Annotated in this window: 17 protein-coding genes and 5 tRNA genes; 17 read left to right on the top strand and 5 right to left on the bottom strand. The window is 59.6% G+C overall.

What is annotated here, in order from left to right:
• Positions 1-85 precede the first annotated feature (85 nt).
• The 4 genes from HU739_RS08255 (at position 86) to HU739_RS08240 (ending at position 4,434) form a co-directional block, all read left to right on the top strand.
• Entirely contained in the window at positions 86-952 is an 867-nt protein-coding gene (locus HU739_RS08255) for a pirin family protein (protein ID WP_186552468.1), read from the top strand.
• Between the two features lie 241 nt (positions 953-1,193).
• On the top strand, positions 1,194-2,636 hold the full coding sequence (locus HU739_RS08250; protein ID WP_186552469.1) for a mechanosensitive ion channel family protein: 1,443 nt from the start codon (positions 1,194-1,196) through the stop codon (positions 2,634-2,636).
• A gap of 82 nt (positions 2,637-2,718) precedes the next feature.
• Positions 2,719-3,513: an exodeoxyribonuclease III gene (gene xth / locus HU739_RS08245; protein ID WP_186552470.1), complete on the top strand. Its 795-nt coding sequence runs from the start codon at positions 2,719-2,721 to the stop codon at positions 3,511-3,513.
• 87 nt (positions 3,514-3,600) lie between these two features.
• Positions 3,601-4,434 (top strand): arylamine N-acetyltransferase family protein, encoded by an 834-nt coding sequence (locus HU739_RS08240; RefSeq protein ID WP_186552471.1) that lies wholly within the window; start codon positions 3,601-3,603, stop codon positions 4,432-4,434.
• On the opposite strand, the gene HU739_RS08235 is transcribed toward HU739_RS08240, so the two are convergent.
• On the bottom strand, positions 4,431-4,766 hold the full coding sequence (locus HU739_RS08235) for a BrnA antitoxin family protein (RefSeq protein WP_186552472.1): 336 nt from the start codon (positions 4,764-4,766) through the stop codon (positions 4,431-4,433). The two genes, HU739_RS08240 and HU739_RS08235, sit on opposite strands and share 4 nt — an antisense overlap.
• 3 nt (positions 4,767-4,769) lie before the next feature.
• Complete coding sequence (locus tag HU739_RS08230) at positions 4,770-5,054, bottom strand: BrnT family toxin (protein ID WP_186552473.1); 285 nt, start codon at positions 5,052-5,054, stop codon at positions 4,770-4,772.
• A 253-nt stretch (positions 5,055-5,307) separates the two neighbouring features.
• Here HU739_RS08230 and HU739_RS08225 point away from each other — a divergent pair, with 253 nt between their 5' ends.
• Positions 5,308-6,834 carry a nucleobase:cation symporter-2 family protein gene (locus tag HU739_RS08225; protein ID WP_186552474.1) on the top strand — a complete coding sequence of 509 codons (1,527 nt, stop codon included), beginning with the start codon at positions 5,308-5,310 and terminating at the stop codon, positions 6,832-6,834.
• A gap of 126 nt (positions 6,835-6,960) precedes the next feature.
• Here the strand turns inward: HU739_RS08225 and HU739_RS08220 are convergent.
• Positions 6,961-7,036: transfer RNA gene (locus tag HU739_RS08220), tRNA-Asn, on the bottom strand.
• A 219-nt stretch (positions 7,037-7,255) separates the two neighbouring features.
• On the opposite strand from HU739_RS08220, the gene HU739_RS08215 reads away from it, so the two are divergent.
• Positions 7,256-7,486: a hypothetical protein gene (locus HU739_RS08215; protein WP_103304846.1), complete on the top strand. Its 231-nt coding sequence runs from the start codon at positions 7,256-7,258 to the stop codon at positions 7,484-7,486.
• Here HU739_RS08215 and HU739_RS08210 read toward each other — a convergent pair.
• Both HU739_RS08210 and HU739_RS08205 read right to left on the bottom strand, forming a co-directional pair.
• Positions 7,483-7,683: a hypothetical protein gene (locus tag HU739_RS08210; protein ID WP_186552475.1), complete on the bottom strand. Its 201-nt coding sequence runs from the start codon at positions 7,681-7,683 to the stop codon at positions 7,483-7,485. The two genes, HU739_RS08215 and HU739_RS08210, sit on opposite strands and share 4 nt — an antisense overlap.
• A gap of 227 nt (positions 7,684-7,910) precedes the next feature.
• Positions 7,911-9,107: an amino acid aminotransferase gene (locus HU739_RS08205; protein WP_186552476.1), complete on the bottom strand. Its 1,197-nt coding sequence runs from the start codon at positions 9,105-9,107 to the stop codon at positions 7,911-7,913.
• A 337-nt stretch (positions 9,108-9,444) separates the two neighbouring features.
• On the opposite strand from HU739_RS08205, the gene uvrB reads away from it, so the two are divergent.
• From uvrB to HU739_RS08150, 11 genes are all read left to right on the top strand, one after another.
• On the top strand, positions 9,445-11,460 hold the full coding sequence (gene uvrB / locus HU739_RS08200) for an excinuclease ABC subunit UvrB (protein ID WP_186552477.1): 2,016 nt from the start codon (positions 9,445-9,447) through the stop codon (positions 11,458-11,460).
• Between the two features lie 233 nt (positions 11,461-11,693).
• Entirely contained in the window at positions 11,694-13,175 is a 1,482-nt protein-coding gene (gltX, locus tag HU739_RS08195; protein WP_186552478.1) for a glutamate--tRNA ligase, read from the top strand.
• Positions 13,176-13,376: 201 nt separating this feature from the next.
• A tRNA-Ala gene (locus tag HU739_RS08190) sits at positions 13,377-13,452 on the top strand.
• Between the two features lie 79 nt (positions 13,453-13,531).
• Positions 13,532-13,607: transfer RNA gene (locus HU739_RS08185), tRNA-Glu, on the top strand.
• A 53-nt stretch (positions 13,608-13,660) separates the two neighbouring features.
• A tRNA-Ala gene (locus tag HU739_RS08180) sits at positions 13,661-13,736 on the top strand.
• An 80-nt stretch (positions 13,737-13,816) separates the two neighbouring features.
• A tRNA-Glu gene (locus HU739_RS08175) sits at positions 13,817-13,892 on the top strand.
• A gap of 181 nt (positions 13,893-14,073) precedes the next feature.
• Positions 14,074-14,613 (top strand): TetR/AcrR family transcriptional regulator, encoded by a 540-nt coding sequence (locus HU739_RS08170; protein WP_186552347.1) that lies wholly within the window; start codon positions 14,074-14,076, stop codon positions 14,611-14,613.
• A gap of 30 nt (positions 14,614-14,643) precedes the next feature.
• Positions 14,644-15,477: an alpha/beta fold hydrolase gene (locus tag HU739_RS08165; protein ID WP_186552348.1), complete on the top strand. Its 834-nt coding sequence runs from the start codon at positions 14,644-14,646 to the stop codon at positions 15,475-15,477.
• Positions 15,478-15,523: 46 nt separating this feature from the next.
• Positions 15,524-15,973 (top strand): acyl-CoA thioesterase, encoded by a 450-nt coding sequence (locus HU739_RS08160; protein ID WP_186552349.1) that lies wholly within the window; start codon positions 15,524-15,526, stop codon positions 15,971-15,973.
• Positions 15,974-16,131: 158 nt separating this feature from the next.
• Positions 16,132-17,091: a tRNA dihydrouridine synthase gene (locus tag HU739_RS08155; protein WP_186552350.1), complete on the top strand. Its 960-nt coding sequence runs from the start codon at positions 16,132-16,134 to the stop codon at positions 17,089-17,091.
• Between the two features lie 119 nt (positions 17,092-17,210).
• Complete coding sequence (locus HU739_RS08150; RefSeq protein WP_186552351.1) at positions 17,211-17,654, top strand: Hsp20 family protein; 444 nt, start codon at positions 17,211-17,213, stop codon at positions 17,652-17,654.
• Positions 17,655-17,663: the final 9 nt, after the last annotated feature.

Raw genomic sequence — 17,663 nt, 5'->3', positions numbered from 1 at the left:
AACACTCAAGCCGATTTTAGCGAACTAGTGCGAAACTCGATCTCCCTTTAGGCTTAATCCAAGGCATTTACCCATTGGAGAGCCCATGAAAAACATTCTCGGTATCTACACCAGCCCGCGCGGCCATTGGGTCGGCGATGGTTTTCCGGTTCGTACGCTGTTTTCCTACGACAACCTGGGCAAACACATCAGCCCGTTCCTGCTGCTCGATCACGCCGGTCCGGCCGAATTCACCCCGACCACCGAGCGGCGCGGCGTGGGTCAGCACCCGCACCGTGGCTTTGAAACCGTGACGATCGTGTACGACGGCGAAGTGCAGCACCGCGACTCCACCGGCAGCGGCGGCACTATCGGCCCGGGCGACGTGCAATGGATGACAGCCGCGTCAGGAATTCTCCACGAGGAGTTCCACTCCGACGATTTCGCCAAAACCGGCGGCCGTATGGAAATGGTGCAACTGTGGGTCAACCTGCCGGCCAAAGACAAAATGGTCGCGCCGGGCTACCAGACCATTCTGGACAGCGATATCCCGCGCATTGCGCTCAAGGACAACGCTGGCAGCCTGCGTCTGATCGCCGGTGAGTTCGAAGGCCATAAAGGTCCGTCGCGCACGTTTACGCCCATCGACGTCTGGGACTTGCGCCTGAACGCCGGCAAGTTGCTGACGCTGGATCTGCACGATGGGCGCAACACCGCGCTGGTGGTTTTGAAAGGTTCGGTGCAGGTCAACGGTGCGGAATCGGTGGGGGAAGGGCAGTTGGTGCTCTTCGAGCGTGATGGCGATCGGTTGACCCTCCAGGCCAGCCAGCAAGCGGTGGTGCTGTTGCTCAGCGGCGAGCCGATCGACGAACCGATCGTCGGCCATGGCCCGTTCGTGATGAACACCGAGCAGGAAATCCACCAGGCCTTCGCCGACTTCCAGTCGGGCCGCTTCGGCCGGATGCAGGCCTGACGCCACAGCCAGGGGCAGTCACCTGACACACCCCAAAACCCAATGTGGGAGCTAGCTTGCTCGCGAATGCGGTGGGACAGTCACAGACACATCGACTGACACGACGCCTTCGCGAGCAAGCCCGCTCCCACAGTTGTTTTGCAGTGTTTTTGTGCGGGTGTTCATCCGCTGAAATCAATTGCTCCTACACTGGCTCAATCTGTGCGATCTTCTCGCGATTGGCCTTCGTCGGAGTGGTTTGATGTTGTCTTTGCTGACCGAACATCCGCTGTTTTGCGCATTTGTCCTGATCCTCCTCGACCTTGGATTCTGGCGTCTGATCAGTTCCCGAGGCAGCGAGTGGAAGCTGTTGGTGCGGGTGCTGATTTTTACCCTGTTCAGCATTGTCCTGTTCAACGAAGGCCTGAATCCGATGGAGCCGGCACCGTGGGCCAACAACGTGCCGCTGCACCTGGCGGCGACGGCGTTGCAGATCGGCTGGTGGCTGTTCGGCGCGCGGACCCTGACGGTGTTGATCGGCGCGGTGATGATGCAGCGGGTCGGCCACACCGGACGGCTGTTGCAGGATTTGCTTGGCGCCGTGATTTTCCTCATCGCGATCATCGCCGCGCTGGCCTATGTGCTGGACCTGCCGGTCAAAGGCGTGCTGGCGACGTCGGGCGCGCTGGCGATCATTGTCGGCCTGGCCTTGCAGAGCACCTTGAGCGATGTGTTTTCCGGCATCGTTCTCAACACCACCAAGCCCTATCAGCTCGATGACTGGATTTCCATCGACGGCACCGAAGGCCGGGTCACCGATATCGATTGGCGCGCCACACGTCTGCAAACCAGTCAGGGCAGCATGGCGGTGATTCCCAATTCGCTGGCGGCCAAGGCCAAGATCATCAACTTCAGTCGGCCGAGCAACATGTTTGGCGTCGCGGTCGGCGTGCAAGTCAGCCCGCATGCGCGGCCCAGCTCGGTGATCGAGGCGCTGGAGCGGGCGATGCAGGGCTGCCGCCAGTTGCTCGACAGTCCGGCGCCGAGTGTCGCGCTGAAAAGCTCTGGCAGCAGCGGCGCGGAATACGAGATCAGTGGTTTCGTCGCCTCGATGGGCGAGAAGCGCGCAGTGCGCAATCAGTTGTTCGATCTGGCTTACCGCCACTTGCAGGCGTCCGGGGTCAATCTGCTGTCGAGCAATGAAACCAGCACTGCGTCCACGCTCTCGCGGCCACGGGCATTGCTCGACAGTTCGCCTATTTTTTCCACGCTGCGTGAGGAAGAAAAAGACACCTTCAGCCAGAACATGACTTTGCAGACGTTCCGCGCCGGCGAGACCCTTCTGGCGGGCGGGGAGGTCAGCGATCATTTGTTCATTATCGAGTCCGGCGTGGTCTCGGTGACGTTGAAGCGGCACGGCACAGCGCTGGAGTCCGGGCGCATGGGGCCGGGCGAAGTGATCGGGGAGGCGGGGATTCTCAGCGACACGGCGCTGCCTGCCGACTTTACGGCGAAGACGTTTTGCACCTTGTATCGCATCGAAAAGTCATACATGAAGCCGTGCCTGGATGCCCGCCATGACATCCACGATGCCATGCAGGCGTTGCTCGATTTTCGTCTGCACAAGGCGCAATCGCTCACCGAAGAAGCGCCAGCCGTTGCGCCGAAAAGAGGTTTTTTGCAGTGGCTGCGCAATCGCGCCTGAGGGCTGAGCGTGCTGATTGAATGCAACCTGCGCAACGGTTCGGGGGTCACAAGTGCAATCCCCCTGACAGGAGCGGCGAACGATGAAAAACCTGCGCATTGCCACGTTCAACGTCAACGGCCTGCGCGCGCGGCTGCCGAATCTGCTGGCGTGGCTGGAGCGTGAGCAACCGGACATCGCCTGCCTGCAAGAACTGAAATCGGTGGACAGCGCGTTTCCTGCAGCCGAGCTGGAAGCGGCCGGTTACGGCGCGATCTGGCAAGGCCAGGCGTCGTGGAACGGTGTGGCGATTCTGGCGCGGGATGCACAACCGCTGGAGAGCCGGCGCGGGCTGCCCGGCGATCCAGACGACGCCCAGAGCCGCTATATCGAAGCGGCGGTGCACGGGGTGCTGGTCGGTTGCCTGTACCTGCCCAATGGCAATCCGCAGCCGGGGCCGAAATTCGAGTACAAACTGGCCTGGTTCGATCGTTTGATCAGCTACGCGAAAGACCTGCAAAGCAGCGATCACCCGGTGGTGCTGGCCGGTGACTACAACGTCGTGCCCACTGACATGGACATTTACAATACCCGTTCCTGGCTCAAGGACGCCTTGCTGCAACCGCAAAGCCGCGAGTGCTACCAACGTCTGCTGGATCAAGGCTGGACCGATTCCCTGCGGCATTTGTATCCCGAGGAACGCCTCTACACCTTCTGGGATTATTTCCGCCAGCACTGGCAAACCAACTCCGGCCTGCGCATCGACCATCTTTTGCTGAACCCGGCGCTGAGTCCGTATTTGCACGAGGCGGGAGTCGATGCCTGGGTGCGCAACGAACCGCACGCCAGTGATCATGCGCCGACGTGGATTCGTATCGGCTCGCGTAAAAAACGCTGAGCGGTTGATTGGCGAAATCAATTGTCGAAAACCCCGCTTGATCCGTATACAGGGTGTCTATCAACGCCCCTGCATAAGGACCGAGCAATGAGCGAGCCACGCCTGACCCATCTGAAGCTGTACCTGCAACGCCTGGGTTTTGATGCGCCTCCACCGCCGACGCTGGCTACCCTGCGCCAGTTACAGTTGCGCCACACCGCTGTGTTTGTTTTCGAAAACCTGGCCACGGTCACTGGCGCGCCGGTGTTGATCGATTTGCCGTCAATTGAAGAAAAAATCCTGCTGGGTGGTCGCGGCGGTTACTGCTACGAGCTCAACAAGCTGTTTTTCACCCTGTTGCTTGAACTGGGCTTCGACGTTCGCGCGATCAGCGGGCGCGTGGTGATGAATCAGCCTGAAGGCAGCTGGACGGCGCGGACTCACCGCTTGAGCCTGGTCACCCTCGACGGTGTTCGCTATATCACTGACGTCGGCTTCGGCGGCATGGTGCCGACCGCACCGCTGATGCTCGACACCGAAGCCGTGCAACCCACCCCTCACGAACCTTATCGCATCGAAAAACAGGCCGACGGCTATATGTTGCATGCCAACGTCGCGGGCGAGTGGCGGCCGATGTATCTGTTCGACCTGCAACGCCAGGAAGACATCGATTACACCGTCGGCAACTGGTACGTCTCGACGCACCCTGACTCACCGTTTGCCCAGCGATTGATGGTCGCGCGCACCGGGGAGGGCTGGCGCAAGACGCTGAACAACGGCAGCTTCGCCCTTCATCGCATCGGTGATGAGAGTGAGCGGCGCGACGTGACGCAGGTCGATGAGTTGATTGAATTGCTGGCGCGCGAGTTTGGCCTGCAGGTGGTTGATTCGCCGTCAATGCGGCAATCGCTGGCGCAGGTGATCGCGCCAGTGTCTGCCTAGGGCTTCACGTCTGGTTCCAGCACGCGGCGGATTTCGCCGATGGCCGCCGACAGTTTTCTCTCGAGGCTCTTGAGGTCAGCGGCCGTTATGCCTTTTTTAAACTGCCCGGACACCTCGCCATTCTCCGCGTTGGTCTGCTGGCGAGGGTTCTCCAGCAGGGCATGGCGCAGCGTGTTGTTGATCACTGTCTGATAGCCAAAACCTTCGTTTTCGGCGACTGCGCGCGCCGCCTCGATCACCGCATCGTCAAGCATGATGGTAATGCGCGTTTTACCTTTGCTGGACGCCACGGCACCGCGTTTGCCCTGGGAAAAGTCATATTCATCGTTCATCGGTCAAGCCTCCGGAAAATACGCGCGCCGTTCGCTCGGACTGGCGGCACGTGCAGAAATGATTCGAACCACATTGGCTGCGCGATAGCTGTATGCAACGACCAGCAAGCGTCCTTTGCCATCGAGGCCAACGGTGATCCAGCGTTGTTCGTCATGGTCGCTGTCCTCAAGGGTGATCGCGCGTTCGTCGTAGAAGACCGGTTCGGCTTCGGCGAGGCTGATGCCTTTGTGCTTGAGTTTGTTGGCTGCGTTCTTGCTTTTGTCGTACTGAATTTCGAATGACTTCATTATGCATACTTTATATGTATAGAGAAGGGCGAGACCGCGCCGTCGGTCGCCGTGAACACTTCAGCCTAGTGGGCGGGTGCGCTGGCGCAGTCGGGGATGTGTTGCCGGATTTGTGCGGGCGCAAACCGCAGCCTGGAAAGTTGGGTGGCTAGCTAACCATTATGTGACCGATAAGTTGTATACAACTCTATGGACATTTGTCCCGAGTATTGAATACAGTGTGCGCATAACAAAAACCAGGGAACCCCCCACCATGAAAACGCCCCATGTTTCACACCAACGGCCCGAGGATGAAAATCTCGGGGTCGGCGCGAATATGGCTTACGGCCTGCAACATGTTCTGACGATGTACGGCGGTATCGTTGCGGTGCCACTGATCATTGGCCAGGCGGCCGGTTTGTCGCCGGCGGACATCGGCTTGTTGATAGCTGCTTCATTGTTTGCGGGGGGGCTGGCGACGCTGCTGCAAACCCTGGGCCTGCCGTTTTTTGGTTGTCAGTTGCCGCTGGTACAGGGCGTGTCGTTCTCCGGCGTGGCGACCATGGTCGCGATCGTCAGCAGTGGCGGGGAGGGCGGCTTCCAGTCGGTGCTGGGCGCGGTGATTGCCGCTTCGTTGATCGGCTTGCTGATCACGCCGGTATTCTCACGCATCACCAAGTTCTTTCCGCCGTTGGTCACTGGCATTGTCATCACCACCATCGGCCTGACGTTGATGCCGGTGGCCGCCCGCTGGGCCATGGGCGGTAACAGCCATGCGCCGGATTTTGGCAGCATGCAGAACATCGGTCTGGCGGCGGTCACGCTGGTGCTGGTGTTGCTGCTGAGCAAGGTCGGCAGTGCAACCATTTCGCGCTTGTCGATCCTGTTGGCGATGGTGATCGGCACGGTGCTGGCGGTGTTCCTCGGCATGGCGGATTTCTCCAGCGTCACCACAGGTCCCATGTTCGGCTTCCCGACGCCGTTCCACTTCGGCATGCCCACCTTCCACTTCGCCGCGATTCTGTCGATGTGCATTGTGGTCATGGTGACGCTGGTGGAAACCTCGGCGGACATTCTGGCGGTCGGCGAAATCATCGAAACCAAGGTTGATTCAAAACGTCTGGGCAATGGCCTGCGCGCCGACATGTTGTCGAGCATGTTTGCGCCGATCTTCGGTTCCTTCACCCAGAGCGCTTTCGCCCAGAACGTCGGGCTGGTGGCGGTGACCGGGATCAAGAGCCGTTTCGTGGTCGCCACCGGCGGTCTGTTTCTGGTGGTCCTTGGCCTGTTGCCATTCATGGGAAGGGTGATTGCTGCTGTGCCGACGTCGGTTCTCGGCGGCGCCGGTATCGTGTTGTTCGGTACCGTAGCAGCAAGCGGCATTCGTACGCTGTCGAAGGTTGACTACCGCAATAACGTCAACCTGATCATCGTCGCCACGTCGATCGGTTTCGGCATGATTCCGATTGCTGCGCCGAACTTCTACGACCAGTTCCCGAGCTGGTTCGCGACGATTTTCCACTCCGGCATCAGCTCGTCGGCGATCATGGCGATCCTGCTCAACCTGGCGTTCAACCACTTTACCGCTGGCAACTCGGATCAGCAGTCTGTGTTTGCCGCGGCGGAAGAGCGAACCCTGCGTTATCGCGATCTGGCTGCGCTGCGTGAAGGCGACTACTTCAGCGACGGCAAGCTGCATGACTGCGACGGCAAGGAAGTGCCGGTGATCGAGGTGGATTCGGAGCACGATCATGGGCATGGCGCACCGAAAGCGCAGGCGAAAAGCAGCGAACATGTCTGACCGCGGCGTCTGAAAAAAGGGCCGATCTGTTAAGTACTGATCGGCCCTTTTTATTGTCGATGTTTTGATCTTTTGGAGCGCCCACAAAAAAGCCCCTGAATCTTTCAATTCAGGGGCTTTGCTATTTGGCTCCACAACCTGGACTCGAACCAGGGACCCAATGATTAACAGTCATTTGCTCTACCAACTGAGCTATTGCGGAATTGGTGCGTATGTTACTGATTCAAAAAGAGAAGTCAAGCTCCGAATAACACCTTTTGCGATTCGTCGGGACGGACGGCGTTTTGTCAGCGATTGGCGCTTACCAGAGCGGCACCGGAGGTCTACCATGGCCACCCGGAAGTGGTCACACGCGCTGCCGGCCATTCGCCGAAAAGGTACGCGCCATGAGTCAGTTCATTTGTAACACCGAGGTATCCGTATGAGCATCACGCAGATCAGCCTGCCAAAAGGCGTCGGCCCACACGCCGAAAAACTCTTCGACGCGATCACTCAGGCAAGCACCGCCGAAGAATTGAACCGCGCCGGCGGCAAGGCCGAAGGTTTCGTGCTCGGTCTTGAGAGCACCAAAGCCATCAAGAGCCAGATTGCCGAATCGCTGTATGTCGCCTATGACGATGCCGCGAGTCAGCGCGCGACCGAGTTGGCTTAACCGCCAAAGGTAATCGTGCCGAGCATCAGCCTGGCGTAAGCGGCCGTGGCCACCAGTTGCACCAGCCACAGGGCCAGGCCGCCGAGGAAAACCCCGGTGGCGATTTGCAGGACCAGGCTTTTTTCCCGTTTGGCCGACACACGGGGAATGAAATCATCCAGTTCGTCACGGTCGGCACGCAGGTTGTCGTTTTTCATGTGGGTTCTCTTCAAGAATCTCGGGCGTACACAAAACCAATTGTGGGAGCGGGCTTGCTCGCGAAAGCGGTCTGTCAGCCAAAAATGGGTTGGCTGACAGACCGCATTCGCGAGCAAGCCCGCTCCCACAATGAAATCTGTGTGCAGTTTAGAGGAGTGCAATATGTTTTCTGGCAAATAAAAACGGGAAGCCTTGCGGGCTTCCCGTTTTTCATCACGCCGCGAAATCAGATGACCTGAACAATCGCATCCGTCACGGCCTTGATGTTGCTCTGGTTCAGCGCCGCCACGCAGATGCGGCCGGTGTCCAGGGCATAGATGCCGAACTCGTTGCGCAGGCGATGCACCTGTTCAGTGGTCAGGCCGGAGTAGGAGAACATGCCACGCTGGCGACCGACGAAGCTGAAGTCGCGGCCCGGCGCTTTCTCCGCCAGCAGATCGACCATCTGCGTGCGCATGCCACGAATGCGCAGGCGCATCTCGGCCAGTTCCGCTTCCCACTGTGCGCGCAGTTCCGGGCTGTTCAGCACGGCGGCAACGATGCTGGCGCCGTGGGTCGGCGGGTTGGAGTAGTTGGTGCGGATCACGCGTTTGACCTGCGACAGCACGCGTGCGCTTTCTTCTTTCGACTCGCTGATGATCGACAGCGCGCCCACACGCTCGCCGTACAGCGAGAACGATTTGGAGAACGAACTCGAGACGAAGAAAGTCAGGCCGGATTCCGCGAACAGGCGCACGGCCGCAGCGTCTTCGTCGATGCCGTCGCCAAAGCCCTGATAAGCCATGTCGAGGAACGGCACGTGACCTTTGGTCTTGACCACTTCCAGCACCTTGTTCCAGTCCGCCGGGGTCAGGTCGACGCCAGTCGGGTTGTGGCAGCAAGCGTGCAGAACAACGACCGAGCCGTTCGGCAGGGCGTTGAGGTCGTCGAGCATGCCGGCACGGTTGACGTCGTGGGTGGCCGCGTCGTAGTAGCGGTAGTTCTGCACCGGGAAACCAGCGGTTTCGAACAGTGCGCGATGGTTTTCCCAGCTCGGGTCACTGATCGCGACCACGGCGTCGGGCAGCAGCTGCTTGAGGAAGTCGGCACCGATTTTCAGTGCGCCGGTCCCGCCGACTGCCTGAGTGGTGATGACCCGACCGGCGCTGATCAGCGGCGAGTCGTTGCCAAACAGCAGCTTTTGCACGGCCTGATCGTAGGCGGCGATGCCGTCGATCGGCAGGTAGCCGCGCGAAGCGTGTTGAGCGACGCGAATCGCCTCAGCTTCGATCACCGCGCGCAGCAGTGGAATTCGCCCCTCTTCGTTGCAGTAAACACCCACGCCCAGATTGACCTTGGTGGTCCGGGTATCGGCGTTGAATGCTTCGTTGAGGCCCAGGATTGGATCGCGGGGTGCCATTTCGACAGCGGAGAACAGGCTCATTATTACGGCGGCTCTGAATGGAGAGTGGAGGGACGTGTCGCGCTCCAGCCGAATGCACTAGAGCGGTGCACAAACGGGGAGCTAGTATAGAGGCCATCACGGCGCAATGGCGACAGGCGAATCGGCTTTTACGGTAAGTTTTTCCGATTATTTCTTGACCGTTAGTCGATTGTCTTTGTCAGAGTCTTTACCGGATGTAGGACGTTTGCCTTGAAAGGCCGGGCAATCGCCACCACATTAAGCACAATCCAGGTTTTTTCTTGCGCGACATCGGTCGTTTGCGGTCGTCCTCGTGGTGCTCCGTCTGAGGCGGAACGCCGCGATTCCAGAGGTGTGTATGTCGGAATTCCAGCTAGTCACCCGCTTCGATCCCGCCGGCGATCAGCCGGAAGCCATTCGCCAGTTGGTCGAAGGCATTGAAGCCGGGCTGGCGCACCAGACGCTGCTTGGTGTGACCGGTTCGGGCAAGACCTTCAGCATCGCCAACGTCATCTCGCAGGTACAGCGTCCGACGCTGGTGTTGGCGCCGAACAAGACTCTCGCCGCGCAGTTGTACGGCGAGTTCAAGGCATTCTTCCCCAACAACGCCGTCGAATACTTCGTTTCCTATTACGACTATTACCAGCCCGAAGCTTATGTGCCGTCATCCGACACCTTCATCGAGAAGGATGCGTCGATCAACGACCACATCGAGCAGATGCGTCTGTCCGCGACCAAGGCGTTGCTGGAGCGTAAAGACGCGATCATCGTCACCACGGTGTCGTGCATCTACGGTCTGGGCAGTCCGGAAACCTATTTGAAGATGGTGTTGCACGTCGATCGCGGCGACAAGCTCGATCAGCGTGCGCTGTTGCGCCGGCTGGCTGACCTGCAATACACCCGTAACGACATGGACTTTGCCCGTGCGACCTTCCGCGTACGTGGCGATGTGATCGACATCTACCCGGCGGAATCCGACCTCGAAGCGATCCGCATCGAGTTGTTCGATGACGAGGTAGAGAGCATTTCCGCGTTTGACCCGCTGACCGGCGAAGTCATCCGCAAAATGCCGCGCTTCACCTTCTATCCGAAGAGCCACTATGTGACGCCGCGGGAAACCCTGCTCGACGCCATCGAAGGGATCAAGGTCGAGTTGCAGGAGCGTCTCGAATACCTGCGCAGCAACAATAAACTAGTGGAGGCCCAGCGCCTGGAGCAACGCACCCGTTTCGATCTGGAGATGATCCTCGAACTGGGCTACTGCAATGGCATCGAAAACTACTCGCGTTATCTGTCCGGGCGCCCGTCCGGCGCTGCGCCGCCAACCCTTTACGATTACCTGCCGGCGGACGCCTTGCTGGTCATCGACGAATCCCACGTCAGCGTGCCGCAGGTTGGCGCCATGTATAAGGGCGACCGGTCGCGCAAGGAGACGCTGGTCGAATACGGCTTCCGCTTGCCGTCGGCGCTGGACAACCGGCCCATGCGTTTCGACGAGTGGGAAGGGGTCAGCCCACAGACCATTTTCGTCTCGGCGACGCCGGGCAACTATGAAGCTGAACACGCCGGGCGCGTGGTCGAGCAAGTGGTGCGGCCGACCGGGCTGGTCGACCCGCAGATCGAGGTGCGGCCAGCGCTGACTCAGGTCGACGATTTGCTCTCGGAAATCACCAAGCGGGTGGCGATCGAAGAGCGCGTGCTGGTGACCACGCTGACCAAGCGCATGGCCGAAGACCTCACCGATTATCTCGCCGACCACGGCGTGCGCGTACGTTATCTGCACTCGGACATCGACACGGTCGAGCGCGTCGAGATCATCCGCGATCTGCGCCTCGGCACGTTCGACGTACTGGTGGGGATCAACTTGCTGCGTGAAGGCCTGGACATGCCGGAAGTGTCGCTGGTGGCGATTCTCGATGCCGATAAAGAAGGGTTTCTGCGTTCCGAGCGTTCATTGATTCAGACCATCGGCCGTGCCGCGCGTAACCTCAATGGTCGGGCGATTCTGTATGCCGATCGCATGACCGGCTCGATGGAGCGCGCGATTGGCGAGACCGAGCGCCGTCGCGAGAAGCAAATCGCCTTTAACCTCGAACACGGCATCACCCCGAAAGGCGTGTTCAAGGACGTCGCCGATATCATGGAAGGCGCCACCGTGCCGGGGTCGCGCAGCAAGAAGCGTAAAGGCATGGCCAAGGCTGCCGAAGAAAACGCCAAGTACGAAGCCGAGCTGCGTTCGCCGAGCGAAATCGCCAAACGTATTCGTGCTCTGGAAGAAAAAATGTATCAGCTGGCGCGCGATCTGGAATTTGAGGCAGCGGCGCAAATGCGTGATGAGATTGCCAAACTGCGCGAACGATTGCTCACGGTGTAAAAAGGATCGTTCCCACGCTCTGCGTGGGAATGCGCCCGGGACGCTCCGCGTCCCATCGCATGCGTGACGCAGAGCGTCACAGGATGCATTCCCACGCAGAGCATGGGAACGATCATGGGCTGAACAACATTCCAGGGCTTAAGCTAAATACCCTGCCCGCTGGAGCCGGGCAGGTCTCGCCTGTTACCATTCGCCGCTTGATTGTTCTGCTCTTCATTTTTTCGAGACATGCCATGACCACCGTCCGCACTCGCATCGCGCCATCGCCTACCGGGGACCCCCACGTAGGTACCGCTTACATCGCATTGTTCAACTACTGCTTTGCCAAGCAGCATGGCGGTGAGTTCATCCTGCGCATCGAAGACACCGACCAGTTGCGTTCGACCCGCGAGTCCGAACAGCAGATCTTCGACGCCTTGCGCTGGCTTGGCATCGACTGGAGCGAAGGCCCGGACGTCGGCGGCCCGCACGGCCCGTACCGGCAGAGCGAACGCGGCGACATCTACCAGAAATACTGCCAGCAACTGGTCGACATGGGCCACGCGTTCCCCTGCTTCTGCACTGCTGAAGAACTCGATCAGATGCGCGCCGAGCAAATGGCTCGCGGCGAAACCCCGCGCTACGACGGCCGCGCGCTGCTGCTGTCGAAGGAAGAAGTCGCTGCCCGTCTGGCTGCCGGCGAACCCCACGTGATCCGCATGAAAGTGCCAAGCGAGGGCGTTTGCGTGGTGCCGGACATGCTGCGTGGCGATGTCGAGATCCCGTGGGATCGCATGGACATGCAAGTGCTGATGAAGACCGACGGCCTGCCGACGTACTTCCTCGCCAACGTGGTCGACGACCACCTGATGGGCATCACCCATGTCCTGCGCGGCGAAGAATGGCTGCCATCGGCGCCGAAACTGATTCTTTTGTACGAATACTTCGGCTGGGAACAGCCGGAGCTGTGCTACATGCCTCTGCTGCGTAACCCGGACAAGAGCAAGCTGTCCAAGCGCAAGAACCCGACCTCGGTGACGTTTTACGAGCGTATGGGTTTCATGCCCGAAGCGATGCTCAACTACCTGGGGCGCATGGGCTGGTCGATGCCGGACGAGCGTGAGAAGTTCTCGCTGCAGGAAATGGTCGACAACTTCGACCTCAAGCGTGTCTCCCTCGGCGGGCCGATTTTCGACATCGAGAAGCTGTCGTGGCTCAACGGCCAGTGGCTGCGCGATCTGCCGGTCGAAGAGTTTGCCGCACGCGTGCAGAAATGGGCATTCAATGCCGACTACATGATGAAAATCGCCCCGCACGTACAGGGCCGCGTCGAGACGTTCAGCCAGATCGCGCCGTTGGCCGGGTTCTTCTTTGCCGGTGGCGTCAACCCGGACGCCAAGCTGTTTGAATCGAAAAAGCTCTCGGGCGATCAGGTTCGTCAGTTGATGCAGTTGATCCTGTGGAAGCTGGAAAGCCTGCGTCAGTGGGAAAAGGACAGCATCACCGCGACGATTCAGGCGGTGGTCGAATCCCTGGAGCTGAAACTGCGCGATGCGATGCCGCTGATGTTCGCCGCGATCACCGGCCAGGCAAGCTCGGTGTCGGTGCTCGACGCGATGGAAATCCTCGGCCCGGATCTCACCCGTTTCCGCTTGCGTCAGGCGATTGACCTGCTGGGCGGCGTGTCGAAGAAAGAAAACAAGGAATGGGAAAAACTCTTGGGCGCTATCGCCTGATGGCTTTTGTGTCTCTGTAGGGGCTGCCGAAGGCTGCGATCTTTTGATCCTGCGTTCGGCGTTTCTCCCGAATTTACGGGGGAGGGCGGTAAGTGATTGTAATCCCGACAAAAAACTTTGAAATTTTTCAAAAATAAGTTTGACAGGCTTTCGATACGCCCTTAAGATTCGCCCCGTCCTCAGCGATGACATCAACGATGAGGGGCTATAGCTCAGCTGGGAGAGCGCTTGCATGGCATGCAAGAGGTCGACGGTTCGATCCCGTCTAGCTCCACCAATTTACACTTCAAGGCCTGGCCACACCGGCCTTGAAGCGATCAACACTCAGCGTTGATCAGTTGTATAGAAGGGTTTGCGTCCCCTTCGTCTAGTGGCCTAGGACACCGCCCTTTCACGGCGGTAACAGGGGTTCGAGTCCCCTAGGGGACGCCAGTTTTACAGAAGTGATGTTGCAAGACTTCACTCCGCCGCGAGGCGAAAAATCCGGGGCTATAGCTCAGCTGGGAGAGCGCCTGCATGGCATGCAGGAGGTCAGCGGTTCGATCCCGCTTAGCTCCACCAATTTTACAGTTCAAGGTCTGGCCACACCGGCCTTGAATCGATCAGCTCTCAGCACTGATCAGTTGTATAGAAGGGTTTGTGTCCCCTTCGTCTAGTGGCCTAGGACACCGCCCTTTCACGGCGGTAACAGGGGTTCGAGTCCCCTAGGGGACGCCACGATTACCCGCTCTGCGGGATTTATAAGGGTCATTCAATTATTGAATGGCCCTTTTGTTTGTCTGGCGTTTGGCCAATTCTCCTTTCTCCTTACACTGTGCTTCAGACCAGCGGTCATATTCTTGACTTGCGGAATATTATTATGCGAATAATATTCTAGTCGTAATATTCGGAGGCAACGATGAACGATAAAAAAGCTCAAACCCGCGAACGCATCCTCAAGGCTGCCAGCGCCGCCCTGATCCAGCGTGGCCCGGCAGACCCGAGCGTGGGCGAAGTGATGGGCGCAGCCGGCCTCACGGTGGGAGGCTTTTATGCGCACTTCGAAAGCAAGGACGCGATGATGCTCGAAGCGTTCAAACAACTGCTGGGCCGGCGCCGCGACCTGATTGCCGACATGGATGCCGATCTGACCGGTGAAGAGCGTCGCGCCCTGGTCGCTGCCTTCTACCTGTCGCGCAAACACCGAGACTCCAGCGAGGCGGCTTGCCCGATTCCGGCTTCGATCGGTGAGCTGGGGCGTTTGCCGGAGTCGTTCCGTCTGGCGCTGAACGAGCATATGGAGTTGATGGTGGCGCAACTGGCGGCCAGTCCTGAAGACACCGACAAGGCGCTGGCCGATGTCGCGCTGATGGTAGGTGGTCTGGCGCTGGCAAGAGCGTTGGGCCCGGGCGAGTTATCCGATCGATTGCTGCGCGCCGCCAAGTCGGCGGTGCGTTGACCTGAAGGCAGCACGCCTGAGGAGAGAGCGATGAACACGTTGAAGTGGATTCGTGGCGTTAACGGCACCTTGGGCTGGTTTGCACCGAAACTGGTAGCAAGCAAAATGCGTCTGGCGTTCATGACGCCGCGTGCGCTGCCGCTGCGTGACTGGGAGCTGCCATTGCTGGCCAGTTCCGAGCGCATCACTTTGCGTTTTGGCCTGTCGGCGCTGCGCTGGGGTCAAGGCCCCACGGTGTTGCTGATGCACGGCTGGGAAGGGCGGCCGACGCAATTCGCTTCGCTGATCAACGCTCTGGTCGACGCCGGCTATACCGTCGTCGCGCTCGATGGCCCGGCTCACGGTCGTTCGCCCGGGCGAGAAGCCAATGTGGTGCTGTTCGCCCGCGCCATGCTCGAAGCGGCTGCCGAATTGCCACCCCTGCAAGCCGTCATCGGCCACTCCATGGGCGGTGCCAGCGCGATGCTCGCCGTGCAGTTGGGCCTGCGCACCGAAACCCTCGTCAGTATCGCCGCGCCGTCGCGAATCCTTGGCGTGCTGCGCGGTTTCGCCCGTCACGTCGGCATGCCGCCCAGAGCCCGTTCCGCCTTCATTCGACAGGTCGAGCAGGATGTCGGAATGCGCGCGGCCACATTGGATGTCGCGCATTATCAGCTCGACATGCCCGGCCTGATTGTCCATGCCGAGGACGACAATTTCGTCTCGGTCAAGGAGTCGCAATTGATTCATGAAGCCTGGTTCGACAGCCGCTTGCTGCGCCTCGAGGGCGGCGGTCATCAGCGCGTACTTGCCGACCCGCGAGTGATTGATGGCGTGTTATCACTGCTGGCCGGTCGCAGCCTTCAGGCGCGCCAATCGGCGTGAGCTCCGTTACACTGCCCCGGTTGAATCAAATGACCGGGAGTGGGGCATGGGCTGGGATCGGGCAACGCCGTTTACCATTGATCTGCAAGTGGGCGCCGAGGATATCGACGGGCTGGGCCATGCGAACAACGCGGTCTACGTGACCTGGCTTGAACGCTGCGCGTGGCGCCATTCGCAGCGTTTGGGGCTGGATCTGGTCGAGTATCGGCGACTGGATCGGGCGATGGCCGTGGTGCGTCATGAAATCGATTATCTGGCCGCGGCCTACGAAGGCGACGAGCTGCAATTGGCGACCTGGATCGTCGACTGGGATCAGCGCCTGAAAATGACCCGGCATTTCCAGCTCAAGCGTCCGAGCGACAACGCCACGCTGCTGCGTGCCCAGACCACTTTCGTCTGCATCGAACTCTCGACCGGCAAGCCCAAGCGTATGCCGGCGGAGTTCATCGAAGGCTATGGTCCGGCGATACAGCTCCCGGATACAGCTCAAATTTAAATGGTAGGAGTGAGCCTGCTCGCGATCGCGGTGTGTCAGTCGTTGCATATGTGGCAGATACACCGCGATCGCGAGCAGGCTCACTCCTACAAGGGATCTGCGGGTTACTGCGATATCCAGTAAACTGCCGCACGTTTTTCTTCAAGTAGTGTTTTCCCATGCAAATTGCTCTGGCGCCCATGGAAGGGTTGGTCGACGACATCCTTCGCGACGTGCTGACCCGCGTTGGCGGCATTGACTGGTGCGTGACCGAATTTATTCGGGTCAACGATCAGTTACTCACACCGGCGTATTTCCACAAGTTCGGCCCGGAGCTGCTCAATGGCGCCCGCACCGCGTCCGGTGTGCCATTGCGCGTGCAATTGCTGGGGTCCGATCCGGTGTGTCTGGCGGAAAACGCTGCGCTGGCCTGCGAACTGGGCTCGGAAGTCATCGACCTGAATTTCGGCTGCCCGGCCAAGACCGTCAACAAGTCCCGCGGCGGTGCGGTGCTGCTCAAAGAGCCGGAGCTGCTCAACCAGATCGTCGAGCACGTCCGTCGCGCCGTGCCTGCGCACATACCTGTCACCGCGAAAATGCGCTTGGGTTTCGACAGTCCGGACGGCTCGCTGGTCTGCGCCACGGCCCTGGCCGAAGGTGGCGCCGAGCACATCGTGGTCCATGCGCGGACCAAAGTGGACGGCTACAAACCACCCGCTCATTGGGAGTGGATCCCGCGTGTGCAGGACGTGGTCAAGGTGCCGGTGTTCGCCAACGGCGATATCTGGAGTGTCGAGGACTGGCGTCGTTGCCGCGAGATCAGCGGCGTGGAAGACATCATGCTCGGTCGTGGCCTGGTCTCGCGCCCCGATCTGGCCCGCCAGATCGCTGCTGCTCGCGCCGGAGAAGAGGTCGTCGAGATGACCTGGGCCGAACTGATGCCTTTGATTCAGGATTTCTGGTTGCAGGCCAAAGCGCAGATGACCGCGCGTCAATCGCCCGGTCGCCTCAAGCAATGGCTGGCCATGCTGACGCGCAATTATCCCGAAGCCACCGAGCTTTTCAGTGTTCTGCGCCGCGAAACCGAGCCTGATCACGTCTCGCGTTTACTTGGATTGCCGCTCGTCGACGCCGCCTGAGAAATCTGAAAAAAATCTCTTGAAATCAAAACAGCGGTCCCTATCTAAGGGTTACGCGATGCCGAATTCGGGTCGCGGAGACACAAAACCTTGCTGATTGTTTTCAGGAGATTTGAATCATGAGTACTGCATTTTCTCTCGCGCCACTGTTCCGTTCCTCGGTAGGTTTCGACCGTTTCAACGACCTGTTCGAAACCGCCCTGCGCAACGAGCCAGGCAGCAGCTATCCTCCTTACAACGTCGAGAAACACGGTGATGACCAATACCGTATCGTCGTCGCGGCCGCCGGCTTCCAGGAAGATGACCTGGACCTGCAAGTCGAGAAAGGTGTGCTGACCATCAGTGGTGGCAAGCGTGACACTGACGAGAACGTCACGTTCCTGCATCAGGGCATCGCGCAGCGAGCCTTCAAGCTGTCTTTCCGTCTGGCCGATCACATCGAGATCAAGGCCGCCGACCTGCGCAACGGTCTGCTGAGCATCGACCTGTTGCGAGTGGTTCCGGAAGAAGCGAAAGCCAAGCGCATCCCGATCAATGGAGCGCAGCAGGCGGTTCTGCAATAACGCCGGGCA

This window comes from Pseudomonas hamedanensis, assembly GCF_014268595.2.
Classification (GTDB): Bacteria; Pseudomonadota; Gammaproteobacteria; order Pseudomonadales; family Pseudomonadaceae; genus Aquipseudomonas; species Aquipseudomonas hamedanensis.
Note: the sequence above shows the minus strand (reverse complement) of the source record. Positions and strands in the feature narration are given on the sequence as shown.

Coding starts and splice junctions, on each gene's coding strand:
- HU739_RS08255 (WP_186552468.1), top strand. CDS start 86: ATGAAAAACATTCTCGGTATCTACACCAGCCCGCGCGGCCATTGGGTC.
- HU739_RS08225 (WP_186552474.1), top strand. CDS start 5,308: ATGAAAACGCCCCATGTTTCACACCAACGGCCCGAGGATGAAAATCTC.
- HU739_RS08215 (WP_103304846.1), top strand. CDS start 7,256: ATGAGCATCACGCAGATCAGCCTGCCAAAAGGCGTCGGCCCACACGCC.
- HU739_RS08155 (WP_186552350.1), top strand. CDS start 16,132: ATGCAAATTGCTCTGGCGCCCATGGAAGGGTTGGTCGACGACATCCTT.
- HU739_RS08250 (WP_186552469.1), top strand. CDS start 1,194: ATGTTGTCTTTGCTGACCGAACATCCGCTGTTTTGCGCATTTGTCCTG.
- HU739_RS08160 (WP_186552349.1), top strand. CDS start 15,524: ATGGGCTGGGATCGGGCAACGCCGTTTACCATTGATCTGCAAGTGGGC.
- HU739_RS08205 (WP_186552476.1), bottom strand. CDS start 9,107: ATGAGCCTGTTCTCCGCTGTCGAAATGGCACCCCGCGATCCAATCCTG.
- HU739_RS08165 (WP_186552348.1), top strand. CDS start 14,644: ATGAACACGTTGAAGTGGATTCGTGGCGTTAACGGCACCTTGGGCTGG.
- HU739_RS08210 (WP_186552475.1), bottom strand. CDS start 7,683: ATGAAAAACGACAACCTGCGTGCCGACCGTGACGAACTGGATGATTTC.
- HU739_RS08235 (WP_186552472.1), bottom strand. CDS start 4,766: ATGAACGATGAATATGACTTTTCCCAGGGCAAACGCGGTGCCGTGGCG.
- HU739_RS08230 (WP_186552473.1), bottom strand. CDS start 5,054: ATGAAGTCATTCGAAATTCAGTACGACAAAAGCAAGAACGCAGCCAAC.
- uvrB (WP_186552477.1), top strand. CDS start 9,445: ATGTCGGAATTCCAGCTAGTCACCCGCTTCGATCCCGCCGGCGATCAG.
- gltX (WP_186552478.1), top strand. CDS start 11,694: ATGACCACCGTCCGCACTCGCATCGCGCCATCGCCTACCGGGGACCCC.
- HU739_RS08170 (WP_186552347.1), top strand. CDS start 14,074: ATGAACGATAAAAAAGCTCAAACCCGCGAACGCATCCTCAAGGCTGCC.
- HU739_RS08240 (WP_186552471.1), top strand. CDS start 3,601: ATGAGCGAGCCACGCCTGACCCATCTGAAGCTGTACCTGCAACGCCTG.
- xth (WP_186552470.1), top strand. CDS start 2,719: ATGAAAAACCTGCGCATTGCCACGTTCAACGTCAACGGCCTGCGCGCG.
- HU739_RS08150 (WP_186552351.1), top strand. CDS start 17,211: ATGAGTACTGCATTTTCTCTCGCGCCACTGTTCCGTTCCTCGGTAGGT.